Here is a 14,810-nt window from a genome sequence, read left to right on the forward strand (position 1 = left end):
AGCCCTATTGTACAAGCTTTACAAGCATGAGTTGTTGATATTTTTGCATGACAGGTTCGGTAGAGCCATTTTTCTTTGATGATATCATTGATATACTCTTTGAGAGAACGCTTAATAATTTCTTTGAATTTTTTGACAACCGATGCAGTTCTCACCCCAGAATACACATGACTAACAAAAAACTTAACAAATTCGGGGGAAGGATCATTTAATTGCTGGGCAATCACTTTTTTAATGCGAGCAGCCTCTTTTATTGCGTCAGGATCGAAGTTAGTAGATTTAGAAAATCGTTTTAATTCGTTAACAGAAGATTCGTCAAAGTCGAGAATGTTAAACTCAAAAAATGGCTTATCGTCCATGATATTATCCTTGACGATATCCGTATAAAACCGATAGATAATCCCATTAGTTAAAACTCCAAAGTTAGCTCCAGTTGCGATAAAATATCGATGCAGTTGGGAACTATGTTTAGGATGCTCAAGATTTTGATGACAGCTTTTACATTCCATCAAAATAATCGGTTGATTGTCCAAACAAATAGCATAATCTACTTTTTCCCCTTTTAATCCAGTTAAATCGGCACTATATTCGGGGTGAACTTCCATGGGATTGAATACATCGTAACCCCATGCTTGCAAAAAAGGCATAATAAAAGCTGTTTTGGTTGCCTGTTCGTTTTGGATTTGAGAACGAGAGGTTTCAACTTTTTGAGCAATTGCTTTGAGTTTATCGATTAAATCCATGATAGCCTCATTATCTAGGATGTGTGGGTTCTCAGCCTAACCATAATTTAACCTTTTTTTTACCTCATGGTCAAGCATTTTTGACTGTCATCATCATTGATTCACAAATATTTACACTAATCAACTGCATCTTTTATGCTATCATTCCTAGATACGGGTTATTTTTAATAATAATGTCGCCATTTGCTCAAAGACAATGCTTGCTTTAGAACAGCTTTATGAACGGGAGTACGATCGCTGGTTAAGCGAGACGATCGAGTTATTAAAAAATCGTCAGTTAGATCAGTTAGATTACGAACATTTAATCGAGGAGTTGGCAGCTTGGGGACGAAGGGAAAAAACTGCTGTTAAAAGTTTAAGTTTACAAATAATAATCCATCTCCTAATCTATCAATTTTGGACAACAGAAAGAGAAAGAAATAGTAATCATTGGGCGGCAAAGATGATCACTTTTCGAGTACAATTAGAAGATAAGCTCACCACCGATTTAAGCAAATTTCTAGAACTAGAGTTAGAAAATATCTATGAAAACGCTCGCTTAATTGCCGAAAAAAAGACAGGATTAAAAAATTTACCGATAATTTGTCCCTACTCTCTGAGACAAATTCTTGAGAAACAGTGGTTTCCCGATACAGATAATCAATAAACTCTCAAAAATATGGACTCTCACAACAGTGAACCGATTATAATTGCCGAAGCGGTGGAAAAATGGTATGATAACCGCTTTCATGCTTTGCGGGGAGTGAATCTCACCGTTAATAAACAGGAAGTTGTCGTGATTATGGGGCCGTCCGGTTCAGGAAAATCCACCTTTATTCGCACTTTTAACGGGTTAGAATCCTATCAAAAAGGCCGCATTATTATTGACGGAATAACTGTGTCCCACAACCTCAAAAATATCGAGGCAATCCGTCAGGAAGTCGGCATGGTTTTTCAACAATTTAACCTCTTTCCCCATCTGACGGTATTAGATAATGTCACCCTTGGTCCCATCTGGGTGCGCGGTTGGAAAAAAGCGCAAGCGGAGGAAATAGCGACAAAACTCCTCGAAAAAGTTGGTATTCTCGAACAAGCGCTTAAATATCCCCCTCAGTTATCGGGAGGACAACAGCAGCGGGTGGCAATCGTTCGCGCTTTAGCTATGCAGCCGAAGGTGATGTTATTCGATGAACCGACTTCAGCTTTAGACCCAGAAATGGTGCGAGAAGTCTTGGAAACGATGCAAAGTTTAGCCAAATCGGGGATGACCATGGTTTGTGTCACCCACGAGGTAGGATTTGCGCGAGAAGTGGCCGATCGAGTGGTATTTATGGATCAGGGTTTAATTTTGGAAATTGCTCCCCCAGCAGAATTTTTTAATCATCCCCAATCCGATCGAACTCAGCAATTTTTAGCAAAAATTCTTTGATTTTCCATGACTTGATGAGGCTGCATCTCAATTTTGTCGAAATATCTATATTAGATTTGGGCGCACGCGATGCGCCCCTACCATTGGTGCGATAATATTATTATCGGGGCGAATTGCCTTCGCGCTCTTTTAATAACTTCTACTGCTCACCTATAGGTGACAGAAAGTCACCTATAGGTGATGCAGCCCTTGATCATTAAACCATCTCTTTTTCTTCTTCTACCTCCACTAAAAGGGGAACGAGATTTTCATTTAAACGACCAGCTCGAATTAATTCTGCGTAGGTATTAGCTTCGATATCGAGTAAAGTATCTTGAAATTGTTCGGCGACCACATCTTTTAATTGTGGGTGTTCCTGTAGTAATTTTTGCAACTGATCCTCCAGGGACTTTAATTGTCCTTCCACCAGAGTTTTTTTGTCGCGATAAAATTCGGGATCGATATCGGGAAAACGTTCTGGTTGTTGCAGATAATTAGACACCCTAGTTAAAGCAATTTGACGAGCAATTAGGGCCGAATATTCGGTGCGAATCGGTTGATCACCAATAAGATTGAGGAAATTTAACAGCCATTGTATAGATAATCCTTGCACCAATAAAGTAAATAAAACCACTCCAAAAACCACGTCAATAATTTCTTGACGGTAGGGGATAGACGTGGGAACACTTAACGCTAGGGCGATCGAAACCGAACCGCGCAATCCTCCCCACCATAACACCGTTCTTTCCTTGAAACTGATCTTATTACCCGTAATTAGGTTACTAATTCCCCCTAGTCCAAAAATTGAGAACAGACGGGAAACCACCATAGCGGCGATCGCTATTAAAATCCCGGTTAAGTGACTACCGAGACTCTCAAAACGGGTTTGATCACCGATCAGTAAAAAGATGATGGAATTGACAAAAAAGGCGATAAATTCCCAAAATTCGCTAACTACCAAGCGCGTGCGGGGACTCATACCAATGCGCGAACCGAGATTACCGAGAATAATCCCGACAATTACCACCCCAATCACACCAGATCCGCCTAATTTTTCCGTGACGAGATAGGTTCCGTATGCAGAAACTAGAGTCAGAGACTGTTCCACAAAAGGCAAATCAAAGCGTTGGGTAAGATAGGAAATGCCGAAACCGATCACGCAACCCACACCGATGCCAATCCCCACAAAGGTGCAGAAACGAGCGATCGTCACGGGGACGGAAAAGGTATCGACTCCCAAGGGAATACCCACCAAGAGGACGAAAGCGACCACAGCGACCCCATCATTAAAGAGACTTTCCCCTTCCATCAGGATCGTCAGTTTTTTACTGGCCCCCAATTCTTTAAATAGGGCAATCACAGAGACGGGATCGGTGGCAGCTAGGGCAGCACCCAACAGAAAAGCGATCGATAGGGGTAAATTAGCAAAGATATGTAGGGGATAGGCGACGCCCAAAACGGAGATAATCACCCCGATAACGGCAAAAAGGACGATAGTAACCCAATATTCCTTTAATTTAGCCCAGGGAATATTCCAAGCGGCTTCAAAAAGGAGGGGAGGCAGAAAAATTTCCAGAATTAATTCCGGGGAAAGATTAACTAGACGCAAATCTAAAAAAGCTAAACCCATACCGACAATAACTAACAGCAGGGTGTAGGGAATTTTGCGGAGGAAGGCAACGGTTCTCGATAAAGTGGCGACACTCAAGGAAATAGTCAAAACCAGCAGGAATTGCTCTAAATTATGAGCGATCGCTTCGTTAGCAGTAGATTCTAGACTCATTAGTTATCAGAGATGGGTGTGGGAATTATGAATTATGAATTATGAATTATGAATTGGGGAGCGGGAATTAGGAAGTGGGGAAGTGGGGAAGTGGGGGAATTTCAACTAATACCCCAAAACCCTAAAACCCCAAAACCCCAAAACCCCAAAATCTAACACCCTAGTCATTCCCCGACTGAGGAGAGATTTTCAAAGAGGAAATAGCTCCTTCTTCTATGGGGGTTTCTGATGTATTTCTTTCCCCACCCAGAGAGGGAGTTTTACTATTGCCAGAACCGCCACTTTTCGGGGGTTTCGAGGAGAGGAATCGGGCCTCGAACTGTTTGATCAGCACATACAACACTGGGACAAGAAATAAACTCAACACCGTCGAAATCAGATAACCGCCTAGGATTGCAGTTCCCAGGGACCAACGACTCATCGCTCCGGCGCCGGAAGCGATAACCAAGGGCAGGAAACCGACTAAACCGGAAATAGCCGTCATCAGAATTGGTCTTAAGCGTTCCGTCGAGGCCCGGGCTGCCGCATCGGGAATACTTAAACCCAAAGTACGGGACTGGTTAGCGAATTCCACGATTAAAATCGCATTTTTTGCCGCTAAACCGATTAACATGACCAAAGCCACCTGAGCATAGATATTATTATTCACCGTCGGGAAGAGACTACCTGCTTGCAGGAAATTCGCCCGCAACAGTAGGGCCCCCATGGCACCCAGGATCGCTAGGGGAACGGTAATCATGATGATAATCGGGTCAATGTAGCTTTCGTACTGGGCCGCGAGGACAAGGAAAACCACAATAAAGGCTAATCCGAAGATAACTGGGGCAGCCCCGGCGGAAGTTTTTTCTTGGAAAGCTGTACCCGTCCAAGCGTAACCGAAACCGGGCTGCAGGACTTTCCGACAGACATCTTCCATCGCAGCGATCGCCTGTCCCGTACTAAAACCGGGAGCGGGATTACCCTGAACGTCAATCGAGGGATAGAGGTTAAAGTTAGTGATAATCGGTGGATAGGTGAAGCGTTTGACGCTAACTAAACCCGATAGGGGAATATTGGCCCCGGTACGGGAACGGACGTAAAGACGGTTAATATCTTCGGGATTAGAACGATAATCCGCTTCTGCTTGGGCAAAGACTCGATACAAGCGATCGCCTAGGACGAATTGGTTGACGAAGTTGGAACCGAGATAGGTTTGCAGGGTACCGAAAACGGACTGCATATCGACGTTTTGGGCCTGTAGCTGGTTGCGATTGATGGAAAGTTCCAGCATCGGCGTGTCGGTGGTAAATTGGGTGAAAATTCCCGATAATTCCGGTCTTGTTCGAGCCTCGGCCATGACGTTATTAGCGTTGGCAATCAAAGAGTCCATGGGAAAAGAAGCGCGGTTTTGGATATATATCTCGAAACCGCCAGTAGAACTTAATCCATCCACGGGGGGCGCATTAACGGCGAAAGCGCGAGCATCTCGGATTTTAGTGGCTAATTGTTGGTTAATTTTCCTGAGAATGCCGAAAACTGACTTATCTTCCCCGGGCCGTTCCGACCATTCTTTTAACTTGACAAAAAATAGGCCTTGGTTGCTGCCACTTCCGGCAAAACTAAAGCCCGCCATACCGACAAAGTGTTCCACTTCTTCGATACCGGCGAGAATTTCTTCGTTAATCTGACGGATAACCCGGTCGGTGTAGCGCAGGGAAACCCCAGCGGGTGCTTGCACCAAAACGAAGGCATAACCTTGGTCTTCTTCGGGGATAAAACCCTGGGGAGTGGTATTGTAACTCCAAGCTGTGAGAAAGAGGGCGGCGATAAAGAAGGGTAAGACTAGAAACCGAACTCGGATCAGAAATTCGATCAAGCGTCGATAACCTTCTTTAACTGCGTTGAAACCCCGATTAAAACCCTCGAAAAACAGTCCCAAGGGTCCGCGGGTGGCTTGGGGCGGTTTCATGATAATCGCCGACATGGTGGGGGAAAAACTGAGGGCGTTAAAGGTGGAGATCAGAATTGAAGCGGAGATGATCACGGCAAATTGTCGATAAACGATCCCCACCGTACCAGGGAAGAAGGTGACGGGAATAAAAACCGCAAATAGTACAAGAGAACTAGCAATTACCGCCGAGGTTAACTCACCCATGGCATCGAGGGCAGCTTGAAATGGCCGCATCCCCTGCCGTAATTTTTCCGATACCGCCTCTACAACCACGATCCCGTCGTCCACCACTAACCCGGTGGCTAGAATGACGGCAAACAAGGAGAGGTTATTGAGAGAATAGCCTAAAGCGAGGGCGACGGCCATGGTTCCGATCAAAGATACGGGAATAGCGATCGCTGGAATGATCGTGGTGCGCCAATTCTGAAGGAAGATAAAAATGACTAGAATAACCAGTAAAATCGCCTCCACCAGAGTGCTAAAGGCTTCTTCAAGGGAAGCGGCAACAAAGTCGGTATTATCGAGGGTGATGGCAATATTTAACCCCGGGGGGAAACTTGGTTCTAGTTCCGCTATTTTCTCTTTTACCAGTTTGGCAGTATTCCAAGCGTTGGAACCGGGCAACTGATAGACCACATAGACGACGGCGGGGGATTTGTCGAAATAGGCGGCAGTACTGTAGCTTTCCGCTCCGATTTCTGCCCGTCCCACGTCTTTAATTCGGATTAAATCGCCATTTTCCCCGACTTTGACGACAATATTTTCTGCTTCCTCTCCGGTGACAACCCTACCAACGGCGCGAATGGCGATCTGGAATTGCTGATCTTCGGGACTGGGATCACCGCCAATTGTCCCCGCACCCACCTGAATATTCTGTTCTCGGATCGCTTGTACTACTTCATCCGCCGATACACCCCTAGCGGCTAAAGCATCGGGATTAAGCCAAAAACGTAGGGCGTAGTCGCTTCCCCCGATGATGGTTGTACTACCAACCCCCTCGATCCGGAGAATCTCAGCATCGATAACCCGATCGACAAAGTTACTTAAAAAGACTGTATCGTAGGGATAATTGCCGTTTTCGTCCGGTTTGGCGGCAATACCGTAGGCAAGGGTAATGCTGGGGGATTGGGTATTGGTAGTCACCCCCTGCCGGTTCACTTCTTCCGGTAAACTGGCGGCGGCGGTACTGACGCGGTTTTGTACCAAGACCTGGGCAATGTTTCGATCCATTTCTACCGGGAAAGAGACAGTCACTGTACTTTGTCCAGTGTTAGTACTTTGGGACTCCATATAAACAATCTGTTCTGTCCCGTTAATCTGGCGATCGAGTACCGTGGTAACGTTATCCTGTACGGTTTTGGCATCGGTTCCCAAATAGCTGGCATTCACCGCTACCTGAATAAATGCCAACTGGGGCAGTTTTTCTAGGGGTAAAAAGGGAATAGCGATCGCACCGATCAAAACGATTAAAATCGAGCAAACCGTGGTCAGAACGGGTCTTTTAATGAAAGTATCGGCAATACTGAGGATCATAGGGCGTTACTGATTCATCTTTTCTAGGATAGTTGCGGCGGTGGGAGATTTACGAGTTAGGTAATTAAATATTAATAGTTTAAAGATGGTATCTAGGATAACGGGAACAGTGGCCACAAACAAGCTGATAAATGTAATATTCTCGCGCCAACCAAAGTGCCGGAACAAAGTTTCTAAGATTACCGTCCAACCCTCCGCTGAGTGAAACCCGACAAATATATCGGTAAAGAGGATAAAAATAAAGGCTTTGGTGATATCATTTAAGCTGAGAAAATAACGACTAACATAAGCCCGCGTAATCGCCAATTGTTGACGACCAAAAATTAAGATGGCAATAAAGGCTATTAATCCAGTAATATCGGAGAGTAAGTTTTTCCAACCATCTTGACTTTCATAACCCGCTTCTCTGAATAATTCTTGCACCTGTTCCCGAAAGGTTTCTTCTGATTCATTCCCTACTTTTGCTACTCCTAAAACGTGCTTGATTTCTTCAATTTCTTGAAGTCTAGCAAATTCTCTGAGATATTTTTCGCCAATTTCCTGAGAAATATAAACTTCTGATATTTTCGCTCTATCCACCCCGAAATAGTTTAAAACAGGGCTAAAAATAAAGTTTCTACTGATAACCTGTACGGAGAGAGGAACTAAAATAATAATCAGGATAAAACGGATAGCGATACGCTGCTGTTGTCGCAGGGTACGGAGTTGTTTGATGACAGTTTGTTCGTATTCGGGGGTTAATTCTTGTTGGAAGTTAAAAAATTTATTACTGGTTGTAGGAGAAATTATCTGGTTAGTTTTATCGCTAGGGGTATCACTGGTGAGATTGGTATTAGGCAAATTTGGGGTTTGATTATTCGGTAATGGGGGCAGCAATTCCCCTACATCTAGACGATATTTACTGATAATATCCTCGATCGCATTTAAAGTCTCTAGGATGTTATTATTTTCTGGGTTAGTTTGCGGATTGATAAAATTACCCAGACGCACTTGAGTTAAATCGAAACGTATCTGTAATAACTCTCGCTCTAGGGTACTTTGAAAGTAATCATAAACACTTTTTCCTCCCACGGCAGCCGGGGAAATTTTTTGTCCCCCAAAATGCTTATCTTCGATCGCTTTAATTTTCAGCGCTTTCTGATAAGCTGATTCTAAGGCCCCTAAAGAGCGTTTTTCTACCCATTGATTAATTCGATTCCAAGGCACGGCTATAATCCTCACTTTTCTGTTATCACAATCACCATGGTAAGATATCAGCGTTGGCTAGATATCCACTTTCGAGAAATATCCATAGTATTACATTTTAGGGTGCATTGGCTGCATCTTCACCATTGGGCAAATACAGCATTTCTCCTTAAGATGAAGTGTAAGCTAATTGGTTATCAACAACCGATGACTAACTTCCTAAAACGAAAACCTCGTAGCTCTCCATTAAGATAACTTAATTTAATTAAACTTAGCAATAATTTTTATATCTTGAATGCTCCTCAACAAATAAACTATAGTTACCTTGAAAGATTTCAGGAGTAAATCTATTAGCTTGTTGCCGACAACTTTCTGAAGCAATTTTATCACCGTGATCCACAAAATATTTAACCGCTTCTACCAAAGATTGGGGATTTTGTTCCCCAAAAAGTAATCCTGTCCCCTGGGGAAAATTTTCCCGCAGATCCCGCACAGTTTCTAAAGCACCTCCAGCAGCAAATGCAATCACGGGAGTACCACAAGCTTGCGCTTCCACTAAAGCAATACCAAAATCTTCACAGGCAGCATAAATAAACGCTTTGGCTCTCGACATATATTCTGCTACCATTCGATCAGAAACTGCACCTAAAATCTGAATATTATCCCTGGCTAACTGTCGAATTAAAGTCATCTGGGGACCATCTCCAATAACCACTAGGGGTAATCCCAATTGATTAAATGCTTCCACAATTAAAGGGACTTTTTTATAACTAACCAAACGAGAGACGACTAAATAAAAATCTTCCTTTTTCTCTTGGTAAGAAAAGCGCTCGATTTGTACGGGAGGATAAATCACTTTTGCCTCCCGTCGATAACAGCGCCAAATTCGTCTAGCAGTGTGGTGGGAATTAGCCAGAAAATAGTCCACACGATTAGCAGAAATCACATCCCACTGACGCAAACCATGCAAAAGATAACGGGTGAAAATACCGGGTAATCCCTGTCCTAACTTGCTATTAGCTAGATAGTCAAAAGTTAAATCCCAAGCATAACGCATGGGAGTGTGACAATAACAAATGTGAACCTGATCCGGTCGTATTAAAACCCCTTTAGCCACACAATGGGAGGAGGATAAAATTACATCATAATCCTCTAAATTTAACTGCTCGATCGCTAGGGGAAGAAAAGGTAAGTATTTTTGTACGCCATTTCTCGCTTTCGGGAAATTTTGCAGAAAAGTTGTCCCGATCGAGCGACCATAAAGATAACTATCGGGATTAGTGGACTCAAAATCGATCAAAGCGTATAAATCCGCCTCTAGACATTGTAAAATCTCCCTAACCACTAATTCCGATCCCCCCGTCGCTTTTGGGGTTAACCACTCGTGAACCAGAGCGTACTTCATAGGATAATCAATAATCTCAGCCGTAATTATAGCAGTAAGGGATCAGCAGTTTAAAAGTTCACTTTCCGGCTTTCTCTTCGCCAAAATTACCGACACCTATCCGATCACGGTAAAAAACACTAGAAAGAAATTATTAAATTTTTCAAGAAAAATTGCAAAGTTTAGTAAAAATTACTAGCCAGATCAGATTATCGACTCTATACTACAATGGGGATCAAAGAAAAAATAGGTTTAAACCGATTGGGAGCAAGAAAAACTAGCTTTACATACAAAAGATAACTAATTAATGAGGTTTGCTATGATCACCCTGCAACAAGTACGCTGTCCTAATTGTGGAAATTTTGCCGAAAGACAGCATATTTTAGAACACCATCTCGTTAGTACCGCCTGTTCTCACTGTGATTATCTGTTAGTTAGTTGCAGTCTCACAGGAAATGTACTAGAGTGCTATGCACCCGGTATTGGTTTAAGAAATTAACACCGCTCCCTAGCCAGATCGAAAATGTCTTGTCAAAATAGAGTGGAGAAGACAAAATCAAGGAGCTAAGTGGCTATGGGGGGTAATTTCTTCAAGGGAGCGATCGCCCTAGGGGTAGTAGCGGGGATTATGGGATTTACCAATCCCCCCCAAGAACTTTACAGCGAATACGCCGCCGAAAAACTCCTCGCTCATGCCGACAAAATCGCCTGCGAGAAAATCAGTCTCTGTGACTCGATCGATTCTTTGCCGGTGGCAGCCAGAAATGTGATCAAAAATCAAATCTTAAAACCAGCGATCGAAACCTCTAGTCAACGGCAAAATTTAGGTGTGTTCAGTATTTACACCACAGAATTACCGGGGGTAGCTAAAATTAGAACTATTGGCGCTTTTGGGCATTTCTTAACTTTCTCGGAGACTTAGGCTTTGATTAGTGCTAATGAGTTAAGATAATCATATTAACCCGCGATTTGAGCGATAGAATCCCCAAGAACACCGATTAATCCTGCCTAACCGTGTTTAATTTTCTGCCCAGTCTCCGAGAAGCGATCGCCCATTGGTGGTCTGAATTCACTCTCCAAACTAAATTAATGGCTGCGGCTACTTTAGCCGTTTCCTTGTTGATGAGTGGTTTAACCTTTTGGGCAGTTAACACGATCCAGCAGGATGTACGTCTCAATGATACCCGTTTTGGCCGGGACTTAGGGCTGTTATTAGCCGCTAATGTCTCCCCTCTGATTGCAGAGGACAATTTAACCGATTTGGCCCGTTTTTCAGCCCGTTTTTATAGCAGCACCTCCAGTGTGCGTTATTTGATCTACGCTAACGAGGAAGGTCAAATATTTTTCGGCATTCCCTATTCTACCGCCGAAGTTAAGAACTCCCTGACCATCGAGCGTCGCATTCAATTACCGGAAAATTATGGCAAAAATGGGGAAACTCCCCTCATCCGTCAGCATAAAACCCCCGACGGTGAAGTAACCGATGTCTTTGTTCCCTTAAATCATGAAGGCAAATATTTAGGGGTATTAGCGATCGGGATCAATCCTAACGCTATTGTGGTGGCTTCTTCTAATCTAACCCGTGATGTTACTATTGCCGTTTTTGTCTCGATTTGGGCCATGGTGATTCTCGGAGCAGTTTTTAATGCTCTAACTATCACCAAACCGATCAAGGAGTTATTAGTCGGGGTCAAAAATATTGCAGCGGGAAATTTTAAGCAGCGCATTGATTTACCCCTGGGAGGAGAGTTAGGAGAATTAATTCTCAGTTTTAATGAAATGGCGGAAAAGTTAGAAAGATACGACGAACAAAATATCGAAGAAATGACCGCCGAAAAAGCCAAGCTAGACACGTTAATGTCCACTATTGCTGATGGAGCAATTCTCTTAGATACTAATTTTCAATTGTTATTAATCAATCCCGCAGCTCGAGAAATATTTGGCTGGGAAGATCAGGAAATTATCGGTCAAAATGTTCTACATCTTTTTCCTTCCGAGTTAACGGTTAAACTAACTAAACCTCTCTATCAAATTGCGGCAGGAGAAACCTTGCAACCAGAAGAATCCGCTAATCAAAATCAGAAAAACTCTGTTATTGATCAAGAAAATAATAACTATTCCCCCGCAGAATTTAGATTATCTTTAACTAACCCGAAACCCTGCACAATTCGCATTTTGTTAACTCAGGTATTCGATCAATATCGTGAAAATGTTCGTGGGATTGCTATGACGCTACAGGATATCACCAGAGAAACAGAATTAAATGAGGCAAAAAGTCAATTTATTAGCAATGTTTCCCACGAGTTAAGAACCCCTTTATTTAACATCAAATCTTTTATTGAAACCCTAACAGAATTCGGTGAGGATCTCAGCGATACAGAAAAAAGAGAGTTTTTAGAAACCGCCAATCATGAAACCGATCGCTTAACTCGTTTAGTTAATGATGTTCTCGATCTTTCTCGGTTAGAATCCTCCCGTAACTATAACTTAGATGCGATCGATATCGGACAGTTAATCGAACAAACCCTGAGGACATATCAACTTAATGCTAGGGATAAAGGACTAGAATTAAGCTCGGAAATTGAAGCCAATTTACTACCAATTTTAGGTCATTACGATCTACTTTTACAGGTATTAACTAATCTAGTCGGTAACTCCCTAAAATTTACTCCCGCTGGTGGAAAAGTGGTGATTCGTGCCTATAAAATAACTAGAGACAATCCCCAAGAAACTATCAAAATTCGCGTGGAAGTATCCGATACTGGTATTGGCATTGATACCGAGGATCAAAGTGCCATCTTTGATCGCTTCTATCGCGTAGAAAATCGCGTTCATACCCTAGAGGGGACGGGATTGGGATTATCGATCGTCAAAAATATTATTGAAAAACACTATAGTCAAATTAATTTGATTAGTGAAGTGGGAATTGGCACAACTTTCTGGTTCGATCTAGATCCATATCAAGGTGTGATCGCTGGTAAACAATTAACGACGTGAGTTGATAAAAGCTAGGGTAATGCTGCTCAAAATTAGGGCTAATAATAGCAATAATCCCCTATTTCTGAGACACCAATTTTTAAAAATCCTAGGTAGAGGGAGAGGAGGAATTTTTTCTACTATTATTTGGCTATTTTTGTATAAGGTGCAGCTGGTAGCGTAGGGACGTTGGGGAAAATTACAGCTATCATCGCCATGATACAGACAAGTTTCACACAAAAACCCGCCGGTGACAGCTTGATGCAGGGTCATGCCGGGATGACCATAAGCCTTTAAAATACTAGAACAGTAGGGACATTGTAAGGCTTGACTATCGACCTTGTGCTGACAACGAGGACAGGTAATCATAATCGCTAAACTTTCCCTTTAAGGATTGTCATTGCTCCCCCGCCTATCGGCACCCCCCTTATCAAGGGGGGCAGGGGGGATCGAACCCAAAATCCATCTTCAACTTAATTATAACCAGCTACTTAGCAAAATCCCCAGGCTTTTTCCGGTTATCTCACTAAATAGCTGCGCCATTGGGAGGCAACTTCTTCGAGTAAACGCCAAGTTTTTCCTTCGATCTGTCTTTGTAAATAAAGATCAAAATTGTTGTGTTGTTTGGTATCTTTTTGATGGGGCAATTGTAGAGTTAGATCGTAATCTCCCTGCAAGTGATAAGCGGGCAAATTGCCCACATAAATCGGTTCCAGACTGGTGACATTAATTTTAGCAATTTTTACCGACGGCTCATCGATCTGTAAAGATTGACTAAGGCGATCGGATGTGTGACGAAATTGTAATAAAAGGGCTTTGGTGACGATTTCTCCGTCAGGGGCAAATTCTTGCGGAGGAGTGACACTACCACAAGCAGTCAGGAGGATAAGGAAAATAATGGTTAAAAAACCGAGAAAACGGCGCATACAATGATATTTTGAAAAAGAATGGCAGCGAGTTAAGAAAGATTATGACTCAACCAAATGAGCGAGAGAATTTCAGCCAAGCAGAAACGGTGATCCGACTACAAGAGGCGATCGAGCAATTAAATTTGATCGTTTCCCAACTTAACACGGGAACGGGGACAGTGTTACCCCCAAAAGTTGCCGTTGATGATCTTCTTAACTCAACGCAACAGTTAGCCGCTGCTTTAAAACTAGATGAATTTGCGGAAGTTGAGCAAAGTCTAACCCCAGATTCTCCCATCGAAGCAGCGGAGGGAATCGACGACATCTTACCGGATTTCGAGCAGGTGGAAGGGTGGTGGACGGCAATTTTAAACAAAATTCGCCGACTTTTACCTGGGGGAATTAGCGAAAAAATTCCCGATTGGTTAATCACTGGCTTGTTAACAGGAAGTTTAGTCACTATCCTCTTAGTAGCCGTGATCAGTTTACCGAAAAATCCGGCTGAAATTGCCGAAAATATGCCTGAAGTTGTCTCTAGTTCTTCAGCGGCTGCTGGGGAAATTATCGCAACTTCCCCAGAATTAACCGCACCAGAGGCACCGATTCCCGTCCCGATTACTAAAGCAAAACCGCGATTAACTCCCGAGCAAAGTTTAGTCGCAGCTATTCAAGAGGAAATTACCGATTTAACTGCTCGTTATCCGGCCGGGATTATTTCTACTATAGAAGCGGACTTTTTGGCTAGTCGTCTAGTAGTTATTTTGGACGATAATTGGTATAGTATCGAGGCATCACAACAGGATAAATTGGCTAATTCGGTTTTTCAACGTTGCCAAAGTCTCGATTTTCGGCGCTTGGAAATGAAGGATAACGAGGGAATTCTCCTCGCTAGAAGTCCCGTTGTCGGCGATCGAGTGGTGATTGTCAATCGCACTCAACCCACCGCTGCTATCTCCCCCGGTGAGTAGTTTTCAGCGCAGG

General features: G+C 43.1%; 12 protein-coding genes and 1 pseudogene. 6 read left to right on the top strand and 7 right to left on the bottom strand.

Annotated elements, in window-relative coordinates:
* Nucleotides 1-71: 71 nt before the first annotated feature.
* A pseudogene (locus ACE3JL_RS07775) lies at nucleotides 72-743 on the bottom strand (type I restriction endonuclease); the annotation flags it as partial.
* A 196-nt stretch (nucleotides 744-939) separates the two neighbouring features.
* On the opposite strand from ACE3JL_RS07775, the gene ACE3JL_RS07780 reads away from it, so the two are divergent.
* Entirely contained in the window at nucleotides 940-1,389 is a 450-nt protein-coding gene (locus tag ACE3JL_RS07780; RefSeq protein ID WP_375329210.1) for a DUF29 domain-containing protein, read from the top strand.
* Between the two features lie 12 nt (nucleotides 1,390-1,401).
* Nucleotides 1,402-2,151 (top strand): amino acid ABC transporter ATP-binding protein, encoded by a 750-nt coding sequence (locus tag ACE3JL_RS07785; RefSeq protein ID WP_287673557.1) that lies wholly within the window; start codon nucleotides 1,402-1,404, stop codon nucleotides 2,149-2,151.
* Between the two features lie 196 nt (nucleotides 2,152-2,347).
* On the opposite strand, the gene ACE3JL_RS07790 is transcribed toward ACE3JL_RS07785, so the two are convergent.
* The 4 genes from ACE3JL_RS07790 to ACE3JL_RS07805 all read right to left on the bottom strand — a co-directional run bounded on the left by ACE3JL_RS07790 (nucleotide 2,348) and on the right by ACE3JL_RS07805 (nucleotide 9,966).
* Complete coding sequence (locus ACE3JL_RS07790; RefSeq protein ID WP_375329211.1) at nucleotides 2,348-3,913, bottom strand: cation:proton antiporter; 1,566 nt, start codon at nucleotides 3,911-3,913, stop codon at nucleotides 2,348-2,350.
* Between the two features lie 160 nt (nucleotides 3,914-4,073).
* Nucleotides 4,074-7,376, bottom strand: coding sequence for an efflux RND transporter permease subunit (locus ACE3JL_RS07795; RefSeq protein WP_271989116.1), 3,303 nt, complete (start codon nucleotides 7,374-7,376; stop codon nucleotides 4,074-4,076).
* A gap of 6 nt (nucleotides 7,377-7,382) precedes the next feature.
* On the bottom strand, nucleotides 7,383-8,582 hold the full coding sequence (locus tag ACE3JL_RS07800) for a proton extrusion protein PcxA (RefSeq protein ID WP_271989117.1): 1,200 nt from the start codon (nucleotides 8,580-8,582) through the stop codon (nucleotides 7,383-7,385).
* 250 nt (nucleotides 8,583-8,832) lie between these two features.
* Entirely contained in the window at nucleotides 8,833-9,966 is a 1,134-nt protein-coding gene (locus ACE3JL_RS07805) for a glycosyltransferase (protein ID WP_375329212.1), read from the bottom strand.
* A gap of 298 nt (nucleotides 9,967-10,264) precedes the next feature.
* Here ACE3JL_RS07805 and ACE3JL_RS07810 point away from each other — a divergent pair, with 298 nt between their 5' ends.
* From ACE3JL_RS07810 to nblS, 3 genes are all read left to right on the top strand, one after another.
* Entirely contained in the window at nucleotides 10,265-10,444 is a 180-nt protein-coding gene (locus ACE3JL_RS07810; RefSeq protein ID WP_002738058.1) for a hypothetical protein, read from the top strand.
* A gap of 75 nt (nucleotides 10,445-10,519) precedes the next feature.
* Nucleotides 10,520-10,867 carry a DUF4359 domain-containing protein gene (locus tag ACE3JL_RS07815; RefSeq protein ID WP_150977035.1) on the top strand — a complete coding sequence of 116 codons (348 nt, stop codon included), beginning with the start codon at nucleotides 10,520-10,522 and terminating at the stop codon, nucleotides 10,865-10,867.
* 92 nt (nucleotides 10,868-10,959) lie between these two features.
* Complete coding sequence (gene nblS, locus ACE3JL_RS07820) at nucleotides 10,960-12,942, top strand: two-component system sensor histidine kinase NblS (protein ID WP_375329213.1); 1,983 nt, start codon at nucleotides 10,960-10,962, stop codon at nucleotides 12,940-12,942.
* On the opposite strand, the gene ACE3JL_RS07825 is transcribed toward nblS, so the two are convergent.
* On the bottom strand, nucleotides 12,931-13,290 hold the full coding sequence (locus ACE3JL_RS07825) for a hypothetical protein (RefSeq protein WP_271989121.1): 360 nt from the start codon (nucleotides 13,288-13,290) through the stop codon (nucleotides 12,931-12,933). The two genes, nblS and ACE3JL_RS07825, sit on opposite strands and share 12 nt — an antisense overlap.
* 149 nt (nucleotides 13,291-13,439) lie before the next feature.
* Complete coding sequence (locus ACE3JL_RS07830) at nucleotides 13,440-13,847, bottom strand: hypothetical protein (protein WP_150977029.1); 408 nt, start codon at nucleotides 13,845-13,847, stop codon at nucleotides 13,440-13,442.
* A gap of 44 nt (nucleotides 13,848-13,891) precedes the next feature.
* On the opposite strand from ACE3JL_RS07830, the gene ACE3JL_RS07835 reads away from it, so the two are divergent.
* Nucleotides 13,892-14,797 carry a hypothetical protein gene (locus ACE3JL_RS07835; RefSeq protein WP_375329214.1) on the top strand — a complete coding sequence of 302 codons (906 nt, stop codon included), beginning with the start codon at nucleotides 13,892-13,894 and terminating at the stop codon, nucleotides 14,795-14,797.
* Nucleotides 14,798-14,810 lie beyond the last annotated feature (13 nt).

Origin of the sequence: Microcystis sp. BLCC-F210 (assembly GCF_042134685.1) — a bacterium.
Lineage (GTDB): Bacteria > Cyanobacteriota > Cyanobacteriia > Cyanobacteriales > Microcystaceae > Microcystis > Microcystis aeruginosa_D.